Below are 16,913 nucleotides of genomic sequence, written 5' to 3' on the forward strand. Positions count from 1 at the left end.
CGCGATGCTCAGCGAAGGTCTGTTCTATGACATCGTGCGTCAGGCGCTGTGGGTCGCGGTGATCACCTCGGTCCCGATCCTGGCTGTGGCGCTGGTTTCGGGCCTGATCGTGGGCCTGTTCCAGGCGCTGACCTCGGTGCAGGAGATGACGTTGACCTTCGTGCCCAAGCTGATCGCCATCGTCATCGTGTTCTGGATTTCCATGGGGTTCATGACCCAGACGCTGGTGACGTTTTTTACCACAACCCTTGTCCCGCTGATCGCCGGAGGTCGCTGATGGATACCGCCTATACCACCTTGTCCCGCCAGTCGGGGCTGATGAATGAAATGCGGTTGGTGGCGAACAACATCGCCAATGCCAACACCACCGGATACCGCGCGCAAGGCTTGGTGTTTTCCGAATTCGTCCGCGACATGCCCGGCAATCCCTCGCTGTCGATGGCGCGGGCTGAGGTGCGCAATACGTCTCTGCAGCAAGGGGTTCTGACCCAAACCGGAGGAGATTTCGATTTCGCCATCGAAGGCGATGGTTTCTTCATGGTCGAAACTCCGGCCGGCAATCGATTGACACGGGCAGGGGCGTTCTCGCCAAGCGCCGAGGGAGATTTGGTCACGATGGATGGCCACCGTGTGCTGGATAGCAACGGCGCGCCGGTTTTTGTACCCCCCGACGCGGCCTCGATCGACGTGGGCAGCGACGGCACACTCAGTATTGAGGGGCAATTGCTGGGGCAGCTTGGTGTCTACCGGGTCGAAGATCCCAAGACCCTGGTGCGCGAAGGCAGCACGCAGTTCCGTAGCGACGGCGACGTAGTGCCGGTCGAAGAGCCGGTGATCGTTCACCGCTTTCTCGAAGGATCCAACGTCAACGCAATCGAACAAGTGACACGGCTGGTCGAAATCCAGCGCGCCTATGAGCTGGGCCAGAGCTTTCTTGAAACCGAAGACGAACGGGTGCGTGGCGCGCTCAAGGCGCTGATGCGCTGACTTTAGAACGGAGGATTTGACATGCGGGCATTGAAAATCGCAGCGACGGGTATGACCGCGCAGCAGATGCGGGTTGAGACGATCTCGAACAACCTCGCGAATATGAACACCACCGGCTACAACGCGCGGCGGGCTGAATTTGCCGATCTGCACTATCAGCAGATGGCACGGGCCGGGTCGGTGAACGCCAATGATGGCACGGTTTTGCCGACAGGTATTCAGTTGGGGCTTGGCGTCCGCCCCGCTGCGGTGACGGTGCAGCTTGCGCAAGGTGCATTGTCGGCAACCGGCAGCGATCTGGATGTGGCGATCGAAGGGCGTGGGTATCTGGAGGTGACGTTGCCCAACGGTCAGTCCGCATTTACCCGCGACGGTAGCCTTAAGCGGTCAGCCGAGGGTCTGATTGTCACCTCGGACGGGTTCGCGGTTGCGCCCGAGATTACAATCCCCGACGACGCGCGCTCAATCTCGATCAACGCAGCGGGCGAGGTCTACGCCTATTTCGACGATGCCGCCGAAGGGCAGCTGCTGGGTGAATTCACCCTGGCGAGTTTCTCGAACGCCAAAGGCTTAGAGGCCATCGGCAGCAACCTGTTCAAAGAAACCGAAGCTTCGGGCGCACCAGTTGTCGGATCTCCGGGCGAGGATGGCCTGGGCACGCTGCGACAGGGCTATCTTGAGGACAGTTCCGTCGACGCCGTGCGCGAGGTCACCGAACTGATCGAAGCCCAGCGGGGATACGAGATGAACGCCAAGGTGATCTCGGCCGTCGATCAGATGATGGGCGCAACCACACAGGTGCGTTGATGCGGGTGCTGTTTTTGACACTTGTGATGGCAGGACCCTGCGCGGCGATGGCCGATATTGTGGTCCCGACCCGTACGATCCGCGCGAAAGAGATCATCGCGCCCACTGATCTGGCCACCAAGGAACAGGACATACCCGGCGCGATTTCCAACCCGGACGTGCTGGTTGGGCAGGAGGCACGCGTGGCGCTCTATCCCGGCCGTCCCATTCGCGCGGGCGATTTCGGACCGCCCGCAATCGTCGACCGCAATGATCTGGTGGTTCTGATTTTTGATCGCCAACCGCTGTCGATCACTGCAGAAGCGCGCGCGTTGGGTCGCGGGGCAGTCGGCGATCGCATTCGGGTGATGAACCTGTCGTCGCGAACCACCGTGACCGGCTTTATCCGAACCGACGGACAAATCGAGGTAAAATGATGTCAGTATATACCAAATCACTCCTACTGGGCGCGTTGGTTCTGACCGCCTGTGGCCGCGTCGATCACCTGGGTAAACCCCCCAGCTTCACACCCAATGAGGATTCGCCCGAACATGTCGCCATGCTTTGGCCCGGCCTGCCACTGCATACGCAGCCCCAACGCGCGGTCGATCAATCGTCGCTGTGGACGGGCGGGCAGCAATCGCTGCTGGGCGATCAGCGGGCGATCAAGAAAGGCGATATCCTGACGGTCGTGATCGAGTTGGATGAAAAAGCCGAGATTTCCAACGACACCAACCGGTCCCGCGCGGGATCCGAAAGCCTTTCGGTGCCCGGTCTGTTCGGGCTGCCGCAAAGAGCGGCAGAGCAACTGCCCGAAGGCGCATCTTTGGATGAGGCGGTGTCGATTGATTCAGCCTCCAACAGTCGCGGCAAAGGGTCGGTAAAGCGCAAAGAGAAACTGACGCTGCGCGTTGCAGCAACCGTGATTGATGTGCTGCCCAATGGCGTATTGGCGATCTCGGGTTCGCAGGAATTACGGGTGAATTTCGAACTGCGCGAGCTGCTGGTAACCGGCTATGTGCGCCCGCAGGATATCTCGCGCCAGAACGAAATCACGTATGACAAGATTGCCTCTGCGCGGGTGTCCTATGGCGGGCGCGGTCAGATTACCGATGTGCAGCAGCCGCGCTATGGGCAACAGGTTCTAGACACTCTTCTACCGTTTTGAGGGTTGATTGATGAAAAAACTGATCCCCGTTTTCTTTCTGTTGGCAGGCCTTGGCGTAGGTGTCGGGGCCGGGCTTTTCCTGGCCCCATCCGACGCGCCCGCACAAGAGGGCAAGGAATATGCGTCCGCGGAAAAGGAGCCCAAGGACAAAAAGGCCAAAGATGAGAAACCCAAACCGAAGTCCAAAACGTCGGAGAAAGACGACAAGAGCAGCGATGTGGAATATCTGAAACTGACCAAACAGTTTGTGATACCAGTTGTTGAAGCCGAGCGCATTTCGGCCATGGTAACGATGTCCGTTAGCCTTGAGGCTAAACCGGGCATGACCGACACTTTCTATGCCATAGAGCCGAAATTACGCGACCGCTTCCTGCAAGTTCTGTTCGATCACGCGAACACAGGTGGGTTTGACGGCAATTTCACCACTTCGGAAAATCTGGACACGCTGCGTAAGTCCTTGTTGGAAGTGGCGCAGAAAGACCTGGGCAAGGAAATCTCGAACGTGATGATCCTGAGCGTGAACCGGCAGGATGCCTGAGCGCATTAAGGTATCTGTTTCTTCTGCAAAGCGCGGCGTCGGTTTTCCGTTTCGATATCAGACAGCCGGGTAACCGCCTGCTGGCGCCCAAACGCGGAGCGCAACGCGTCCAGAGCTGCAAGCTTTTGCGATCTCACCCGCGCCAGTTCCATGTTCAACTGACGACGGGTATTGGATTCCCACCCATGCCACAGGATATCTGTTCCGGTGACACGATATCCTTCGGTGTCGTTGGTATCCCAGCGCGTTTGCCGAACTTGACCGTCCAATCGTGCCAGCTGGTTTTGGATACGGATCTCGGCCTGCAAGATGGGTGCCAGGGCTTGATGCTCTTTCTGGAAAAGTGCGTCTGTGGCTATTTGCAAGTTTGAAAGCTTTTGGCGTTTCATCAAATCTGCCCTTTTGCTTTTTTGCGCATTGCCTCGGCAAACCGAATAGCCGCAGCGACGGGTTTATAGTGTTCCTCTGCAATCTCCTGCCCGATCTCGACGGTCGCGTGCAGCGCGCGCGCGGTTGGCGGGTCCGAGTGTATTGGAACGCCCGCTGTTCCAGCCGTCGATCGAATGGCGGCTGCGACCTCGTCCACGCCCTTGGCAACACAGACCGGGGCCGAGCCGGCGGCCCGCGACCACTTTAGCGCGACTGCAAAATGGGTTGGGTTGACAACAACCACATCTGCCTTGGGCACGTCCGCCATCATCTGATTTGTCGCGATCTCTTGCGCGCGCTGGCGGCGCTGCTGTTTGACATGCGGATCGCCCTCGGCGTCCTTGGTTTCGTCCTGAATTTCTTTGCGCGACATCCGGTTTTTGCGGATATGCTCGGCATATTGCCAAAGGTAATCCACCGCTCCGATCGCGAGAGCCACGGCGACGACGATAAACAGGAACCGAAACAACAAATTCATCATCAAAAGCAAAGATGCCTTGGCCGGTGCCGCGCTGGCTGACAAGATCTGGTCCAGATTGGCGCGCAGAAACAGGGCAAGGCAGGTGCCGTAGATCACCAGTTTCACAAAGCTCTTGGCAAATTCGAACAGACCGCCACGCCCGAACTTGTTCTTGGCGTTGGATGGGATCGAAATACGCGAGAGTTTGGGCTTCAGCTTGCTAGGCGCAAAAATCAGGGCCCGCTGGGCAATCAGGCAGAGCAATACGGCCGCGGCGGGCAGGGCGAACAGGATGGACATCGCCACCAGAGCGGTTTGTAGTAGCCCAGCGACCGGATTGACGGCTGGAACCTCGATCAACAATTCTGACAAGTCGCTGGCTTGATCGACCAGAACGACGAACAGTGTCCCCATTTGCTGGACGCCATAACTGCCTGCGACCAGCAGAGCCACCAGGAACCCCGAATAGGCCGCGACAACCGACAGGTCGTTAGACTTGGCAACTTCGCCCTTCTCGCGTGCTTTCTGAAGCTTCTGTGGTGTTGGCTCGAATGACTTGTCACTGTCGTCATCACTGCTCATCTGCTGGCTCCGACCGGGTTGACGATGAAGGAAAACAGCGCGTCAGCCCAGACCGACAAGATCAAAGGCGTGCCGGCAAACAACAGGAACAGACCGGCAAAGGTAATCGCGGGGGCGCCGACAAAAGCCACCATAAGCTGTGGCATGGCGCGGTTGATCACGCCCAGCGCGAGGTTATAGATCAATGATGCGATGACGAGCGGCATGGCGAGGCTGAAGGCAAGGCTGAAACTGCGCGCGATCCGCTGCACGCCCCATTCCGACAGGTCCGAGACTGCTGGGGCCACGCCCATCGGAAACAACATGTAGCTGTGGATCAGGAATTGCGCGACGTGAACATGTAGCCCCAGCAAGACAGCCAGCGTCAGGCCGGCCAGGGTGAGCACGTAGCCCATAGCCGGAACCGGGTCAGCGGCCGCGCCACCCAGGATCTGGGACAGAGAGGTCGCTTGCGCGGCGATAGAGCCGGCGGTTTGCAGGGCCAGCACGAATAGTCGCAGCCCCAGCCCCAGTGCCACGCCGATCAATATCTCGGTCACGATAAGCCGCACCATCGGCAGCAGGCCGGGGGCCGGGATTGGTGCGGGGGTGGCAGGCAGGATGATCAGTGTGAACGCTACCGAGATGCCCAGTTTCACGCGGGTCGAAATGCTGCGCTCGCCAAATGCGGGCAGCAGAGAAACCAGTGCAGAGACACGCAGGAACACGGCAAAGAGGTGCCACAGCCCATCCCCCAATTGAGGTAGAAGCTCGGGTGGCAGGGCGATCACGCGGGCACCGTTCCGACCAGGGCAGGGCGTGCTTCCAGCCCGATTTCCTCGAACGAGAGGACCGGGTTCGCGACGCCGCGCGCGTGCATGATCGTGCGCAGCAATCGCCGTCGCCGGGTCGAGGTCACAACCGCTGGATAAAGCCCATGATCGGCCGATTGTGACACCGTGTTGACGACCCCATCGGCCAGTTTGTTGAACAGGTTGGGCGGCAGCGCCACGTCCAGCCCCGCATTTGGCGCGTCGATCTGGTAGGTCGAGAACGTCTCCTCCCATTCCGGGGCCAGCTGAATCAGCGGGATCGAGCCATCCTCGCGCTTCATCTCGGCCACCAGTTGAAAGCCCAAGCGCTGACGGACCAGTTCGCAGATACCTTCGGGCTGTGTTGTGGTCAGGCGCGCCTCGGCCACGCTTTCCAAGATCAGGGCCATGTTGCGGATCGAAACACGCTCATCCAGCAGCAGCCGCAACACCGCGTGTAGCGTGTCGATCGGCACTTTGTCGGGGATCAACTCGTCCAGCAGCTTGCGGTTGGCCTCGGCCCGGATCGGATCGCTGAGCTTGGTCATCTCGGCTAGCAATCGGCGCAGAGATTTCAGCGTCAGCAGGCGCGAGAAGTTCTGTTTGATGATCTCAAGCAGGTGCGTGGCCAGAATCTCTGGAGGAGAGACGATCGTGGCCCCGCTCATCGCCGCGGCCTCTTGATCTTTGGGCAGAATCCATCGGGCAGGGGCGCCATAGACGGGTTCGGTCACGTCGGTGCCGTCGGGCAGCAAATCACGGTCATCTTGCACCAGCGCCAGCACCAGATCTGGGTTCAATTCGCCACGCGCCTGTTCAACCCCGTGGACCTTGACCACATATGTGCCCATGGGCAGATCGGCGCGGTCGGTCAGGCGGATGTCTGGCAGGATCAGACCAAATGTCGAGGCCACATAGGTCCGCATATTGGCGATCCGGGCATCCAGCCCGGTGCCGGGGTTCAGCACCATGCTGACCAGATCCGGCGCAAATTCCAGATGCACGTCGTCCAGATCCAGAATGTCGCCAATCGCCTGAGAAACCGGCGTGTCGTCGGTGGTCGCTGGGGTAATGGCGGCGTCAGCCTCGGCCTTTTGTTTGCGGTGCACACTATAGGCGGCATAGCCCAGCACACAGGCCCCGAGGATAAAAGGCAGGAAGGGCAGACCCGGCACCAGAGCAAACAGCACCATCAGCATTGCCACCGTCCCCAACGCCGCCGGGTGCTTGCCCAGTTGTGAGAAAATGGCGTTGTCCGTGGCCCCTTGCGTGCCGCCACGCGCCAGTAGCAGCGCCGAGGCGATCGAGATGATCACGGCTGGGATTTGCGACACCAACCCGTCGCCCACGGTCAGGATGGCATAGGTTTCAAACGCCGAGGATATCGGCATCCCATGCACGATCACCCCCATGATCAGACCCATCACAAGGTTTAGCAGGGTGATCAGCAGACCAGCAACCGCATCGCCTTTGACGAATTTCGAAGCACCGTCGAGCGAGCCGAAGAATGTCGTCTCTTGCTGTTCGCGTTCGCGCCGTTCCTTGGCTTGCTGGTGGTCGATGGCCCCGGCGGACATGTCGCTGTCAATGGCCAGCTGTTTACCCGGCATCCCGTCCAGCGCAAAGCGCGCACCGACCTCGGCCATGCGGGCGGCACCCTTGGTGATGACCATGAAGTTCACGATCAGCAGCACGCCGAACACCACCAGCCCCAGGAAGATGCTGCCGCCCATGACGAACTGAGCGAACCCTTCGATCACATCCCCGGCAGCGTTTGGGCCGGTATGACCCTGACCGATGATCAGCTTGGTTGACGACACGTTCAGCGACAGCCGCAGCATCAGTGAGGCCAGCAGGATCGTGGGGAAGGATGAGAAATCCAGTGGCCGTTCGATGAACAGGGTCAGGGTGAAGATCAGAATGGCCAGCGCGAAAGACGCCGCCAGACCCACATCCAGCACCCAGGCGGGCATCGGCAGGATCATCATCACGATGACCGTCATCAGCGCCAGCGCCAGCAGGACGGTGGGCGAGAACAGGGAACGGGGGCCGATCTTGGGCACGCGACCCTCCTAGTTGAATGGGATAAAGGCGGTGGCGGTTCCGGTGGCAGGAACCAGCGAGCCAAGTGCAGTGCTGCGCGTTTGGCGGGTGTCCTGCGGGATCAGCGGCGCAGCCGCTCCGGTGAACGGGTCTCGCGCCGCCAGAGGCGCGTCGATACCCTGCTCTAACCCGGCCAGAACGCGCCGGAACCGGCCGGAATAGGCCTGTGCCAGATCCGGCGTGCGCGAGTGATAGGCCCCGGCGGCTGCGGTCCATGACCCGAGCTCGGCATGCAGTTTTTTCAGGAACCGGGCGGCGTATTGTGCGTTTTCGAGTGGGTCGAACATCGCGTCGATCGACCGAAAAGCCTTACCGTGCCACCGGTAGTTGATCTGAAAGCAGCCGACATCAAAGCTGCGTTTGCCTGCTTTGAAGATGTTGAAAAGATAGGTTTTCGCCTCGTATTCCGAAGTAAACCAGAACCCCTTGCCCTCAACATTGATGGTCCAAGGCCATGGGGCAAGCTGGCCGTCCACCGCACGGCCTGTTTCGACCCGCGATATGGCGCGCAGCACGTCCAGCGGCACGTCATGCGTGCGTGCAGCGCGTCGGGCGGCATGGTCGCAGATCCCGGCAGTGCGGGCATCTGGCGCGGCGGCCAGCGGTTGCGCGACGAAAAGCGCGACAACCAGTCCTGAGATGAAACGATGGGGCATTCTGCCGGTCCGGGATTCTGATCAGTCCCGGCCAAGCTAGTCCCGCTTAGGTTTACAGAGGGTTATCGGCCAATCAGATTCGATCAATCCGCCGCCCGAACACGACGCTGGTATTGGTGCGCAGAACGCCGGGGATTTTGGCCAGCTCATCCACCAGAATGTCCAAATCTTCCAATCTTGGGGCTTCGGCGGATAGCAACAGGTCGAACTCTCCGTTAATGGACAGGCACAGTTTGACCTCGGGGTAGGCCTCGAGCCGCTTGATGATGCGCGTGGTTTCCTTTTGCTGCACCTCCAGCAGGACAACGACCTGTACGCGGGGGCTGTCTTCGGGTGTGGTCAGTACGACGGAGTAACCCGCGATCACGCCGCGCTCTTCCATGCGGTTGATCCGCTCGTGCACGGTGGTGCGGGCTACGCCCAGCTTGGCCGCGATCTTGGTGGTCGACTCGCGGGCATTGTGTTGCAGGGCGGCGATGATGCGGCGGTCCAGTTGATCCATGACGCCAGATGTAGTGCAAGGGGGGGGTGAGGCTCAAGGCTTGTTGTGGGGGAGTTGGGTCAGGGACCGGGGCCACAGAAAGCCCATAAACCCGATCCCCCAGGCCGCCGCAAAGGTCATCCAGGCAAAGGTTTGGGTTGTGCCCTTGTCTGTCATCAGCCAGCCCGCAAGGGGATAGAGCACCAACCAGCATAGATGCGACAGTGTGAATTGCGCGGCGAAAAGCGCTGGGCGATCCTCAGGCGGGGCCGAGCGGGTCAGTAAGCGGCCCGCCGGGGTCAGCGTTGCCGAATAGCCAAACCCGACGCAGGCCCAGATCAGCGCAAGGCTGGGTAGCGAGATCAGTGACAGCGCCGACATCGCGGCGGCCACGGCCATCGACAACGTGCCAAAGCTCGCGCCGGTCAGCATGACGTCGCGGTCTCGCAGTTTCTCTAACAGGGCGGGCAGGGCAAAAGCGGCCAGCATCGAACCGCCTCCGAACCCGGCCAGAGCCGTTGCCACTGCGCTTTCCGACAGTCCCAGATCGCCGCGCACGATAACCACCGTGTTGACAATAATCGTCGCGCTGAGGGCTGCAGCCGTCCAGTTCAGCGCCAGCAACCCCCTGAGGCGTGGTGTGGCCAAATAGATGCGCAGGCCGCGGGTGGTGCGGTCAAAGATACCGCGGGGTTGTTTGGGTTTGGGCGAGGGCAGGACGACCGAAACCACCAGCAGGGCCGAGGCGACAAAACCAACCCCAGTGCCCCAGAACAGGCTGTCAAAACTGACAATCGTCAGCAAAGCAGCGGCAAGCAGTGGGCTTACGACGCTCTCCAGATCATAGGCCAGCCGGGACAGCGATAGAGCCTTTGTATAGTCGTGCTCATCCGTAAGCACATCCGGGATCGTGGCCTGAAACGCGGGCGTGAACCCGGCCGAGGCCGATTGTAGGATGAAAATCAGCACAAAAACCTGCCAGATCTCGGTTACGAAGGGCAAGCAGACAGCCACAGCCGCACGGACCAGATCCAACACCACCAGCATTTTGCGGCGATCCAGCCGCTCGGCCACGGCGGCAGCAATGGGCGCGACCAGCACATAGGCGACCATCTTGATCGTCAGCGCCGTGCCCAGCACCATGCCTGCAGCATTACCTGCAAGATCAAATGCGAGAAGCCCTAGCGCAACCGTCGCCAAACCGGTGCCGGTCAGCGCCACGATCTGGGCGGCCAACAGGTGGCGGTAAACGCGGTTTCGCAAGATGCTCAGCATGGGCCGGGCGGTCCTTTCCATTGGAAACGGATACTTGGTTGGTTTTCCCAGCCCAGTCTCGGATGGTCAAGAATCGCGTATCTTGATTGCATTCTATGGATGGCGTTGAGTTCACGGGCCAAACCGCCTATCTCGGGGGCGATACCGCACAAAGGAAGACCCCGTGGCGAACCATCTTTATCAAAACGACCTGCCGGACGGGTTGGACCTTGGCCCTGTCGTGGCCATCGACTGCGAAACCATGGGGCTTAACCCGCATCGCGACCGTCTGTGTGTGATCCAGATGTCGGGCGGCGATGGCAACAGCCATATTGTGCAGGTCGCCAAAGGTCAGACCGAGGCCCCAAACCTGTGCGCGATGCTGGAAAACCCCGACGTACTGAAGCTGTTCCATTTCGGACGCTTCGATATCGCCGCGATGTATCACGCCTTTGGCGCACTGGCCGCGCCGGTCTATTGCACCAAGATCGCCAGCCGTTTGGTGCGCACCTATACCGACCGCCACGGGCTGAAAAACCTGTGCCAGGAACTGATCGGGGTCGATATCTCGAAACAGCAACAGATGAGCGATTGGGGTGCCGAAACCCTGACAGAGGCGCAGCTGGACTATGCGGCTTCGGACGTTTTGTATCTGCACAGTCTGCGCGAGGCGCTGGACGGTCGGCTGGCCCGCGAAGGCCGGACGGAAATGGCCCAGGCCTGTTTTGACTTCTTGCCGATGCGAGCGAAGCTTGACCTCGCCGGTTGGCCCGAAACGGATATTTTTGCGCACTCATGACCGATACAGACGCCTTCCTGAAAACCGCCCGACAGGTGATCACCGACGAAGCCCGCGCGCTGGACGTGCTGGCCGACAGCCTGAACGAAGACTTTGCCGAGGCCGTGCAGCTGATCCTGCAAGCCACAGGCCGCATTATCATCAGCGGCATCGGCAAATCAGGTCATATCGGCCACAAAATCGCGGCAACTTTGGCCAGCACCGGCACGCCCGCCTATTTCGTTCACCCTGCCGAGGCCAGCCATGGCGATCTGGGCATGGTGTCCAAGGGCGACGTTGTTCTGGCTATTTCGAATTCTGGCGAAGCGCCGGAACTGGCAAACTTGCTGGCCTTTACCCGCCGGTTTGGGATTCCGCTGATCGGCCTGTCCAGCAAGCCTGAAAGCACGCTGATGAAACAGGCGGATGTGCACTTGCTGATCCCCTCGATGGGCGAGGCATGTGGGTTTGGCATGGTGCCCTCGATCTCGACCACGCTGACATTGGCGATGGGCGACGCGCTGGCGATCGCGCTGATGAAACATCGCGATTTCAAGCCCGAGGATTTCCGTGCTTTCCACCCCGGAGGCAAGCTGGGCGCGCGGCTCAGCACGGTGCGTGACCTGATGCATACGGGCGAGGCCCTGCCCCTGCTGGCATCCGATGTCGCCATGAGCGATGCGCTGATAGAGATCAGCCAGAAAGGGTTCGGTGTCGCGGGCGTGACAGAAAGCGGTGGCCAGCTTTCGGGGATTATCACCGATGGGGACCTGCGCCGTCACATGGATGGTTTGCTGTCCAAAACAGCCGCGCAGGTGATGACCGAGAACCCGACGACAATCGGACCCGATGCATTGGCTGAAGAAGCCGTGGCGATCATGAATGACCGCAAGATCACCTCGTTGTTTGTGGTCGAACCGGATACGGACGGCCCCGCGCTGGGTCTGCTGCACATTCACGATTGCCTGCGCGTCGGGCTGGGATAAGAGGGCGGGGCCGTGGACAGCCACTCTCGGATGGTGCAGTTTTTGAAGGTGGTCCTGCCGCTGGCGGCCATTGTGCTGTTGTCCACCGTGTTCCTGCTGTCGCGCAGCATCGAAACCGACGTGACGGTCCCCTTCACCCAACGCGATATCGAGGAACGTCTGGCCGATCAGGTGGTCACCAATCCGAGCTACCGTGGCACCACGCGCAAGGGCGAAGAGGTACTGATCGAAGCCACGCAAGCCACGCAAGGAACCGAGAACTCTGTGCCCACGGCATCCGAGTTTCAGGGCAGGCTGGGGCTTTTGAATGGCGGTATCATCACGCTGGATTCCAATTCGGGCACGATCCGCCCTGACAAGAACACGGCAACCTTCGTGGGAGATGTCGTGATTACCACGACCGACGGTATTCGGGTGACAACCGATCACCTGAACACGGCCTTGGACGAAATTCGAGGTGATACGCCGGGTCAGATTGACGGAACCGGCGCGATCGGCGATTTCTCGGCCGGTCGCATGACATTCGGGGCGGAAAAAAAGGACGGTCCGGTCCATATTCTTTTTACAGATGGCGTGAAGCTGATATACCAGCCGCAACAAGCAGAAAGATAAGCTGTGTTCGATTTTCGTACTGTCCTTCTTACCGTCTCTTTGCTGGCCGGTGCCAATCTGGCTGCGGCGCAGGGAACCCAGGTCGCGTTTGGTGCCGTCAAGGCAGACCCCAGCCTGCCGGTCGAGGTGACATCGGAATCGCTGAACGTGAACCAGGAGGACGGCTCGGCCGAGTTCGTGGGCAACGTGATCGTCATCCAGGGAGAAATGCGGCTGACTGCGGGTCGGGTACTAGTGATCTACAATGAGGACCGCTCGGGTATCGAGCGGATGGAGGCCACGGAAGACGTTGTTCTGGTCAGCCCGCCCGATGCGGCGGAAGGAGATTGGGCGGAATATACCATCGACTCGGGCCAGATCGTCATGCGCGGTAACGTTCTGCTGACCCAGGGCCCCAGCACGATCAGCGGCGATCAGATGAATGCAAACCTGACCTCTGGGTCGGCAACGGTGACGGGCAACGTCAAGACGATCCTTCAGCAGGGGGCCAACTGATGGCGCGACCCAGTCTGAGCGTGACCGAGGGCACATCGGGGCTCAGGATCGAAAAGCTGCGTAAATCCTACCGGAAGAAAACGGTTATCCGCGATGTCTCGATGACATTGGGCCGGTCCGAGGTTGTGGCGCTGTTGGGGCCCAACGGGTCGGGTAAGACCACGACCTTTTATTCCGTGGCTGGGCTGGTTTTTCCCGAGGCTGGAACCGTGACCATCGACGGTCAGGTGGTGACGACCCTGCCCATGTACCGCCGCGCACGGCTTGGTATTGGGTATCTGCCGCAGGAAATGTCGATTTTCCGGGGTATGAGCGTTGAAGAAAACATATCTGCCGTGCTGGATATCACCGTAAGACACGCGCATCGCCGCAAGGAACGGCTAGAAGAGCTGTTGTCCGATTTCTCGATCGAACATCTGCGTCGCGCGCCTGCGCTGGCCCTGTCTGGTGGCGAACGGCGCCGGGTCGAGATCGCGCGTTGTCTGGCGGCTGACCCCAAGTATTTGCTGCTGGACGAACCTTTTGCTGGTGTGGACCCGATCAGCGTGGGCGATATCCGTCACCTTGTGGCCGATCTGAAAAAGCGCGGGATCGGTGTTCTGATCACCGATCACAACGTGCGCGAGACGCTCGAGATCGTGGATCGCGCCTATATTCTGCATGATGGTCAGGTACTTATGTCCGGCACTCCTGACGAAGTGGTCGAAAACGAAAACGTGCGCCGTGTCTATCTGGGCGAAAACTTCCGTATTTCATAGGTTTGCGTGGTATTGCGCCGGATGCATGGCGGAAATCTCGTATATACACGCCTGTTTTGATTGACTCTTCCGCCGTCTCTTGCCTCAATTGGGGCATGGCATTTTCTCGGTTCCAGTCTGGATCACGATGCCCCTTCTTCGAAGGGATCAAGTTCCGGCTACCGCGGAACATGTCGATACCCCCCACCCGATAAAAAAAAGCGCGTTGTATTTCACAGCGTCTAAATGGGTGTGAATTGTGAAGGAGATCACATGCGTTACCAAATCAGCGGAAAACAGATCGACATCGGCGAAGCACTTCAGACCCATGTGCAGACCGAACTTGGCGAGGTGGTGGGCAAATACGCCCAGCGACCGACCGACGCCAATGTCGTCTTTTCCCGTTCTGCGCATGAATATGTGTGCGAGACCACCGTACATCTTTCCACCGGCCTGACGGCGCAGGCCAAAGCCCACGCAACCGAGATTTATGCAGCATTCGAGGGGTGCTGTGACAAGATGGAAACACAATTGCGCCGATACAAACGCCGTCTCAAGGACCATCACAAGGATCGGTCCGAGCCGGTTGAACTCTTTGGAGCTTCCTCTTATATCCTCGCCTCTGACGAATCTGAGTCGGCGGATGAGCCTGAAACTCTGCAGCCGATGATCGTGGCTGAGATGGAAACCAAGATCCCATCGCTGAGTGTTGGTGAAGCCGTTATGCAGATGGAACTGGCTGGTGCCCCGGTGCTGGTGTTCCGGAATGAGAACAAGGATGGATTGAATGTCGTGTATCGTCGGGAAGACGGAAACATCGGCTGGATTGATCCGTAACAGGCAAGATTAGAAAGACGTGCCCCTGCGCCAGTGGGGGCATCGTCATGGAGCGTTATCATGGAGCTTTCGAGCATTCTGAAGCCCGAAGCAGTGCGTGTGTTATCCGCCGCATCCAGCAAGAAGCGGTTGTTTCAGGAAATCGGCGATGTTGCGGCTGCGACACTGGGTCTGGACGCGCAGGTCGTTGTGGATGCGCTTCTGGAGCGTGAAAGCCTTGGGCCCACAGGCGTGGGCCATGGCGTTGCTCTGCCTCATGCGCGGCTGACCGAGCTACAGGATGTCTCGGGCGTGTTTGTCATGCTGGAAAAGCCGATTGATTTCGGGTCGGTAGACCGGCAGCCTGTTGATATCGCTTTTGCATTGTTCGCCCCCGAAGAGGCGGGAGTGGATCACCTGAAGGCACTGGCGCTGGTATCTCGGACGCTGCGCGATACCTCGGTTTGCGCCAAGCTGCGGGCCAATCCCGATCCAGTCAAGCTCTATGCGATTTTGACCGAAGCGCAATCCATGCAGGCGGCTTAATCGTCTGATTGAAAAAGAAAAGCCCCTGAATATCGGGGGCTTCTTATGTAAGTGGCTGTGGTCAGCCGCCGGTTCCCATTTCCAGAGTCCACCAGATTTTCCCGCCATTCTCCTGATGCCAGGCAAAGCCCATTTGTGTGGCCTTTGGGTCCAGAATAACCGAGCGTGGCCCCGGTTCCTGCATCCAGGCGGCCAGCGTTTCGGTTTCGGTTTCGAATGTCTCGGAAATTGCCTCGCCCAGAAATGTGCCGAAATATCCCACACGCGCCGCCCGGTCGATTGGCGAAGAGCCGTCGGACCCGAAATGCCATGGCCGGTTCTGACGCGCCATGTCCTTGGAGTGGGTCGCGGCAGCGGCGTTCAGCTGCGCATTCAGTTGAACCGGTTGTAGTCCCGACGCCTGACGCAGCGCGTTGACCGAATCAAGCATGCGGAATTGCAGTTTTTCGGGATTGCCTCGAATCTTGTAGACAGTCGGCAAAGGACGCCCGTCGGCACCGTAAGTCGGCGTGCTGCTGGGGGTACATGCTGCCAGAGCAACGAGGCAAGCAAACAATAAAGAAATAATACGCGTCATGGTGGGCCTGATGTTTCTGTTGTCCTAGGGCATAGCGCGCTCGACGGGGTTGGGCAAACCTGCAATAGCCGATTCTCGCGTGATTTTGCCGGTTTGGTTTGCGAAAGACGCATTCTGGCAATAAAATACGTCAGTTTTTCAGATTTGGTATAGAGAGGGACCGCTCGATATGGTCAAGAAACCTATTCCGGCGACAAGTCGCCGCGTATTTCTGACGACCGCCACGGCGGCGCTGGCGTCACCTGCGATTGCGCAGTATATCCCCGGTGATCCGCTCAGGCCGGCCCCAGAGCCCGAACCTCAGGTGCGCCGCAATATTTCTGGCTTCCGCGCTTTGGATTGGAAACCCTATTTCGACAACACTCGAAACGGCGCAATTTTGGTCGATACCATCTCACGGGCGCTACATTATTGGTCAGAAGATCAAAGTGTGTACAAACTGTATCCGTCTTCAGTGCCCTTGACCGAGGAATTGACCCGCCGGGGACGCACCAGCGTGATCCGAAAAGTCGAAGGTCCAAGCTGGGCGCCGACGCCGTCGATGAAGAAACGCAACCCGGAATGGCCGGACTATATTCCACCGGGTCCGGATAACCCGTTGGGAACGCACGCTTTATATCTAAGCTGGAAATACTATCGCATTCATGGAACCCACGATACGCGCAAAATCGGGCGTAGATCATCCAATGGTTGCATCGGTCTTTTCAACGAAGATATTGCCGAGTTGTTTTCGATGGCCAATGTTGGCACGCAAGTGTTGCTAATTTGACGACAAAATCGCGCGTGAACCCGCTTGCGACGCAAGTTCCATTTGCATTCCAGTCGGATAGCTGGTTAGAAAAATATACGAGGTAAGTCTTGGGTGTGCGGTTTCGCTAGTTGGAGCCGTACTTATTCTGGAGGTTAATATGAAGAAACTCGTTCTCGCCGCTGCACTGACCGCTGCTGCATCGACCGCTTTTGCTGGCAACCTGGAAGAGCCGGTTGTTGAAGCACCTGTTGTTGTCGAAGAAACTCAGGGTTCGTCGCAGGGCATCATCCTGCCGCTGGTCCTGCTGGTTGTGGTTGCCGCAGCTGTTGCAGCAAGCTAATTCGACGAGCGAAATACATAGAAAAGGCGGTGGAGCATTC

23 protein-coding genes are annotated in these 16,913 nt (G+C 59.1%); 15 read left to right on the forward strand and 8 right to left on the reverse strand.

What is annotated here, in order from left to right; all coding sequences use genetic code 11:
• The first annotated feature begins 4 nt into the window (after nt 1-4).
• The 6 genes from AC2FJ6_RS15810 to AC2FJ6_RS15835 are packed head-to-tail and all read left to right on the forward strand — an operon-like array spanning nt 5 to nt 3,479.
• On the forward strand, nt 5-277 hold the full coding sequence (locus AC2FJ6_RS15810) for a flagellar biosynthetic protein FliQ (RefSeq protein ID WP_170353788.1): 273 nt from the start codon (nt 5-7) through the stop codon (nt 275-277).
• Nucleotides 277-987 (forward strand): flagellar hook-basal body complex protein, encoded by a 711-nt coding sequence (locus tag AC2FJ6_RS15815; protein ID WP_170771016.1) that lies wholly within the window; start codon nt 277-279, stop codon nt 985-987. Before AC2FJ6_RS15810 ends, AC2FJ6_RS15815 begins: the two co-directional genes overlap by 1 nt.
• A 21-nt stretch (nt 988-1,008) precedes the next feature.
• Nucleotides 1,009-1,794 (forward strand): flagellar basal-body rod protein FlgG, encoded by a 786-nt coding sequence (gene flgG / locus AC2FJ6_RS15820; RefSeq protein WP_170771014.1) that lies wholly within the window; start codon nt 1,009-1,011, stop codon nt 1,792-1,794.
• The gene (gene flgA, locus AC2FJ6_RS15825; protein WP_496669491.1) at nt 1,794-2,210 is read left to right on the forward strand and encodes a flagellar basal body P-ring formation chaperone FlgA; all 417 of its coding nucleotides are present in this window, start codon (nt 1,794-1,796) and stop codon (nt 2,208-2,210) included. Before flgG ends, flgA begins: the two co-directional genes overlap by 1 nt.
• Nucleotides 2,210-2,941, forward strand: a complete 732-nt coding sequence (gene flgH, locus AC2FJ6_RS15830; protein WP_170771010.1) for a flagellar basal body L-ring protein FlgH — start codon at nt 2,210-2,212, stop codon at nt 2,939-2,941. The genes flgA and flgH overlap by 1 nt, the downstream gene beginning before the upstream one ends.
• A gap of 10 nt (nt 2,942-2,951) precedes the next feature.
• Nucleotides 2,952-3,479, forward strand: a complete 528-nt coding sequence (locus AC2FJ6_RS15835; RefSeq protein WP_170771008.1) for a flagellar basal body-associated FliL family protein — start codon at nt 2,952-2,954, stop codon at nt 3,477-3,479.
• A 5-nt stretch (nt 3,480-3,484) separates the two neighbouring features.
• Here AC2FJ6_RS15835 and AC2FJ6_RS15840 read toward each other — a convergent pair whose 3' ends face one another.
• The 7 genes from AC2FJ6_RS15840 to AC2FJ6_RS15870 form a co-directional block, all read right to left on the reverse strand.
• Nucleotides 3,485-3,868: a hypothetical protein gene (locus tag AC2FJ6_RS15840; protein ID WP_170771006.1), complete on the reverse strand. Its 384-nt coding sequence runs from the start codon at nt 3,866-3,868 to the stop codon at nt 3,485-3,487.
• Complete coding sequence (gene flhB / locus AC2FJ6_RS15845) at nt 3,868-4,950, reverse strand: flagellar type III secretion system protein FlhB (protein ID WP_170771004.1); 1,083 nt, start codon at nt 4,948-4,950, stop codon at nt 3,868-3,870. The genes AC2FJ6_RS15840 and flhB overlap by 1 nt, the downstream gene beginning before the upstream one ends.
• Complete coding sequence (locus AC2FJ6_RS15850) at nt 4,947-5,720, reverse strand: flagellar biosynthetic protein FliR (protein ID WP_496669493.1); 774 nt, start codon at nt 5,718-5,720, stop codon at nt 4,947-4,949. The genes flhB and AC2FJ6_RS15850 overlap by 4 nt, the downstream gene beginning before the upstream one ends.
• Nucleotides 5,717-7,744: a flagellar biosynthesis protein FlhA gene (flhA, locus tag AC2FJ6_RS15855; protein ID WP_496669518.1), complete on the reverse strand. Its 2,028-nt coding sequence runs from the start codon at nt 7,742-7,744 to the stop codon at nt 5,717-5,719. Before flhA ends, AC2FJ6_RS15850 begins: the two co-directional genes overlap by 4 nt.
• 69 nt (nt 7,745-7,813) lie before the next feature.
• Nucleotides 7,814-8,500 (reverse strand): lytic transglycosylase domain-containing protein, encoded by a 687-nt coding sequence (locus tag AC2FJ6_RS15860; protein WP_170770999.1) that lies wholly within the window; start codon nt 8,498-8,500, stop codon nt 7,814-7,816.
• Between the two features lie 73 nt (nt 8,501-8,573).
• A complete protein-coding gene (locus AC2FJ6_RS15865; protein WP_170770997.1) occupies nt 8,574-9,002 on the reverse strand; it encodes an Lrp/AsnC family transcriptional regulator in 429 nt (142 codons plus the stop codon).
• A gap of 33 nt (nt 9,003-9,035) precedes the next feature.
• A complete protein-coding gene (locus tag AC2FJ6_RS15870) occupies nt 9,036-10,256 on the reverse strand; it encodes an MFS transporter (protein WP_170770995.1) in 1,221 nt (406 codons plus the stop codon).
• Nucleotides 10,257-10,419: 163 nt separating this feature from the next.
• Between AC2FJ6_RS15870 and AC2FJ6_RS15875 the strand changes: the two genes are divergently transcribed.
• The 7 genes from AC2FJ6_RS15875 to AC2FJ6_RS15905 all read left to right on the forward strand — a co-directional run bounded on the left by AC2FJ6_RS15875 (nt 10,420) and on the right by AC2FJ6_RS15905 (nt 15,205).
• Nucleotides 10,420-11,034 carry a ribonuclease D gene (locus AC2FJ6_RS15875; protein WP_170770993.1) on the forward strand — a complete coding sequence of 205 codons (615 nt, stop codon included), beginning with the start codon at nt 10,420-10,422 and terminating at the stop codon, nt 11,032-11,034.
• Complete coding sequence (locus AC2FJ6_RS15880) at nt 11,031-11,999, forward strand: KpsF/GutQ family sugar-phosphate isomerase (RefSeq protein WP_170770991.1); 969 nt, start codon at nt 11,031-11,033, stop codon at nt 11,997-11,999. The genes AC2FJ6_RS15875 and AC2FJ6_RS15880 overlap by 4 nt, the downstream gene beginning before the upstream one ends.
• 12 nt (nt 12,000-12,011) lie before the next feature.
• Complete coding sequence (gene lptC / locus AC2FJ6_RS15885) at nt 12,012-12,611, forward strand: LPS export ABC transporter periplasmic protein LptC (RefSeq protein WP_170770989.1); 600 nt, start codon at nt 12,012-12,014, stop codon at nt 12,609-12,611.
• A gap of 3 nt (nt 12,612-12,614) precedes the next feature.
• A complete protein-coding gene (locus AC2FJ6_RS15890; RefSeq protein ID WP_170770987.1) occupies nt 12,615-13,106 on the forward strand; it encodes an LptA/OstA family protein in 492 nt (163 codons plus the stop codon).
• Nucleotides 13,106-13,864, forward strand: coding sequence for an LPS export ABC transporter ATP-binding protein (gene lptB / locus AC2FJ6_RS15895; protein WP_170770985.1), 759 nt, complete (start codon nt 13,106-13,108; stop codon nt 13,862-13,864). Before AC2FJ6_RS15890 ends, lptB begins: the two co-directional genes overlap by 1 nt.
• A 252-nt stretch (nt 13,865-14,116) precedes the next feature.
• On the forward strand, nt 14,117-14,680 hold the full coding sequence (gene hpf, locus AC2FJ6_RS15900; protein WP_170770983.1) for a ribosome hibernation-promoting factor, HPF/YfiA family: 564 nt from the start codon (nt 14,117-14,119) through the stop codon (nt 14,678-14,680).
• Nucleotides 14,681-14,740: 60 nt separating this feature from the next.
• On the forward strand, nt 14,741-15,205 hold the full coding sequence (locus tag AC2FJ6_RS15905) for a PTS sugar transporter subunit IIA (protein ID WP_170770981.1): 465 nt from the start codon (nt 14,741-14,743) through the stop codon (nt 15,203-15,205).
• Between the two features lie 61 nt (nt 15,206-15,266).
• Here AC2FJ6_RS15905 and dalA read toward each other — a convergent pair whose 3' ends face one another.
• Nucleotides 15,267-15,782: a divisome-associated lipoprotein DalA gene (dalA, locus tag AC2FJ6_RS15910; protein ID WP_170770978.1), complete on the reverse strand. Its 516-nt coding sequence runs from the start codon at nt 15,780-15,782 to the stop codon at nt 15,267-15,269.
• 169 nt (nt 15,783-15,951) lie between these two features.
• Here dalA and AC2FJ6_RS15915 point away from each other — a divergent pair, with 169 nt between their 5' ends.
• Entirely contained in the window at nt 15,952-16,551 is a 600-nt protein-coding gene (locus AC2FJ6_RS15915) for a L,D-transpeptidase (protein WP_170770976.1), read from the forward strand.
• A 139-nt stretch (nt 16,552-16,690) separates the two neighbouring features.
• Complete coding sequence (locus tag AC2FJ6_RS15920) at nt 16,691-16,873, forward strand: hypothetical protein (RefSeq protein WP_170770974.1); 183 nt, start codon at nt 16,691-16,693, stop codon at nt 16,871-16,873.
• Nucleotides 16,874-16,913 lie beyond the last annotated feature (40 nt).

This window comes from Ruegeria sp. CDSA089 (assembly GCF_059612205.1).

What these genes read in the sequence shown, in the direction of transcription:
- AC2FJ6_RS15810 (WP_170353788.1), top strand. Translation starts at nt 5, where the DNA reads ATGCTCAGCGAAGGTCTGTTCTATGACATCGTGCGTCAGGCGCTGTGG.
- AC2FJ6_RS15815 (WP_170771016.1), top strand. Translation starts at nt 277, where the DNA reads ATGGATACCGCCTATACCACCTTGTCCCGCCAGTCGGGGCTGATGAAT.
- flgG (WP_170771014.1), top strand. Translation starts at nt 1,009, where the DNA reads ATGCGGGCATTGAAAATCGCAGCGACGGGTATGACCGCGCAGCAGATG.
- flgA (WP_496669491.1), top strand. Translation starts at nt 1,794, where the DNA reads ATGCGGGTGCTGTTTTTGACACTTGTGATGGCAGGACCCTGCGCGGCG.
- flgH (WP_170771010.1), top strand. Translation starts at nt 2,210, where the DNA reads ATGTCAGTATATACCAAATCACTCCTACTGGGCGCGTTGGTTCTGACC.
- AC2FJ6_RS15835 (WP_170771008.1), top strand. Translation starts at nt 2,952, where the DNA reads ATGAAAAAACTGATCCCCGTTTTCTTTCTGTTGGCAGGCCTTGGCGTA.
- AC2FJ6_RS15840 (WP_170771006.1), bottom strand. Translation starts at nt 3,868, where the DNA reads ATGAAACGCCAAAAGCTTTCAAACTTGCAAATAGCCACAGACGCACTT.
- flhB (WP_170771004.1), bottom strand. Translation starts at nt 4,950, where the DNA reads ATGAGCAGTGATGACGACAGTGACAAGTCATTCGAGCCAACACCACAG.
- flhA (WP_496669518.1), bottom strand. Translation starts at nt 7,744, where the DNA reads ATGACGGTCATCGTGATGATGATCCTGCCGATGCCCGCCTGGGTGCTG.
- AC2FJ6_RS15860 (WP_170770999.1), bottom strand. Translation starts at nt 8,500, where the DNA reads ATGCCCCATCGTTTCATCTCAGGACTGGTTGTCGCGCTTTTCGTCGCG.
- AC2FJ6_RS15865 (WP_170770997.1), bottom strand. Translation starts at nt 9,002, where the DNA reads ATGGATCAACTGGACCGCCGCATCATCGCCGCCCTGCAACACAATGCC.
- AC2FJ6_RS15870 (WP_170770995.1), bottom strand. Translation starts at nt 10,256, where the DNA reads ATGCTGAGCATCTTGCGAAACCGCGTTTACCGCCACCTGTTGGCCGCC.
- AC2FJ6_RS15880 (WP_170770991.1), top strand. Translation starts at nt 11,031, where the DNA reads ATGACCGATACAGACGCCTTCCTGAAAACCGCCCGACAGGTGATCACC.
- lptB (WP_170770985.1), top strand. Translation starts at nt 13,106, where the DNA reads ATGGCGCGACCCAGTCTGAGCGTGACCGAGGGCACATCGGGGCTCAGG.
- hpf (WP_170770983.1), top strand. Translation starts at nt 14,117, where the DNA reads ATGCGTTACCAAATCAGCGGAAAACAGATCGACATCGGCGAAGCACTT.
- AC2FJ6_RS15905 (WP_170770981.1), top strand. Translation starts at nt 14,741, where the DNA reads ATGGAGCTTTCGAGCATTCTGAAGCCCGAAGCAGTGCGTGTGTTATCC.
- dalA (WP_170770978.1), bottom strand. Translation starts at nt 15,782, where the DNA reads ATGACGCGTATTATTTCTTTATTGTTTGCTTGCCTCGTTGCTCTGGCA.
- AC2FJ6_RS15915 (WP_170770976.1), top strand. Translation starts at nt 15,952, where the DNA reads ATGGTCAAGAAACCTATTCCGGCGACAAGTCGCCGCGTATTTCTGACG.
- AC2FJ6_RS15920 (WP_170770974.1), top strand. Translation starts at nt 16,691, where the DNA reads ATGAAGAAACTCGTTCTCGCCGCTGCACTGACCGCTGCTGCATCGACC.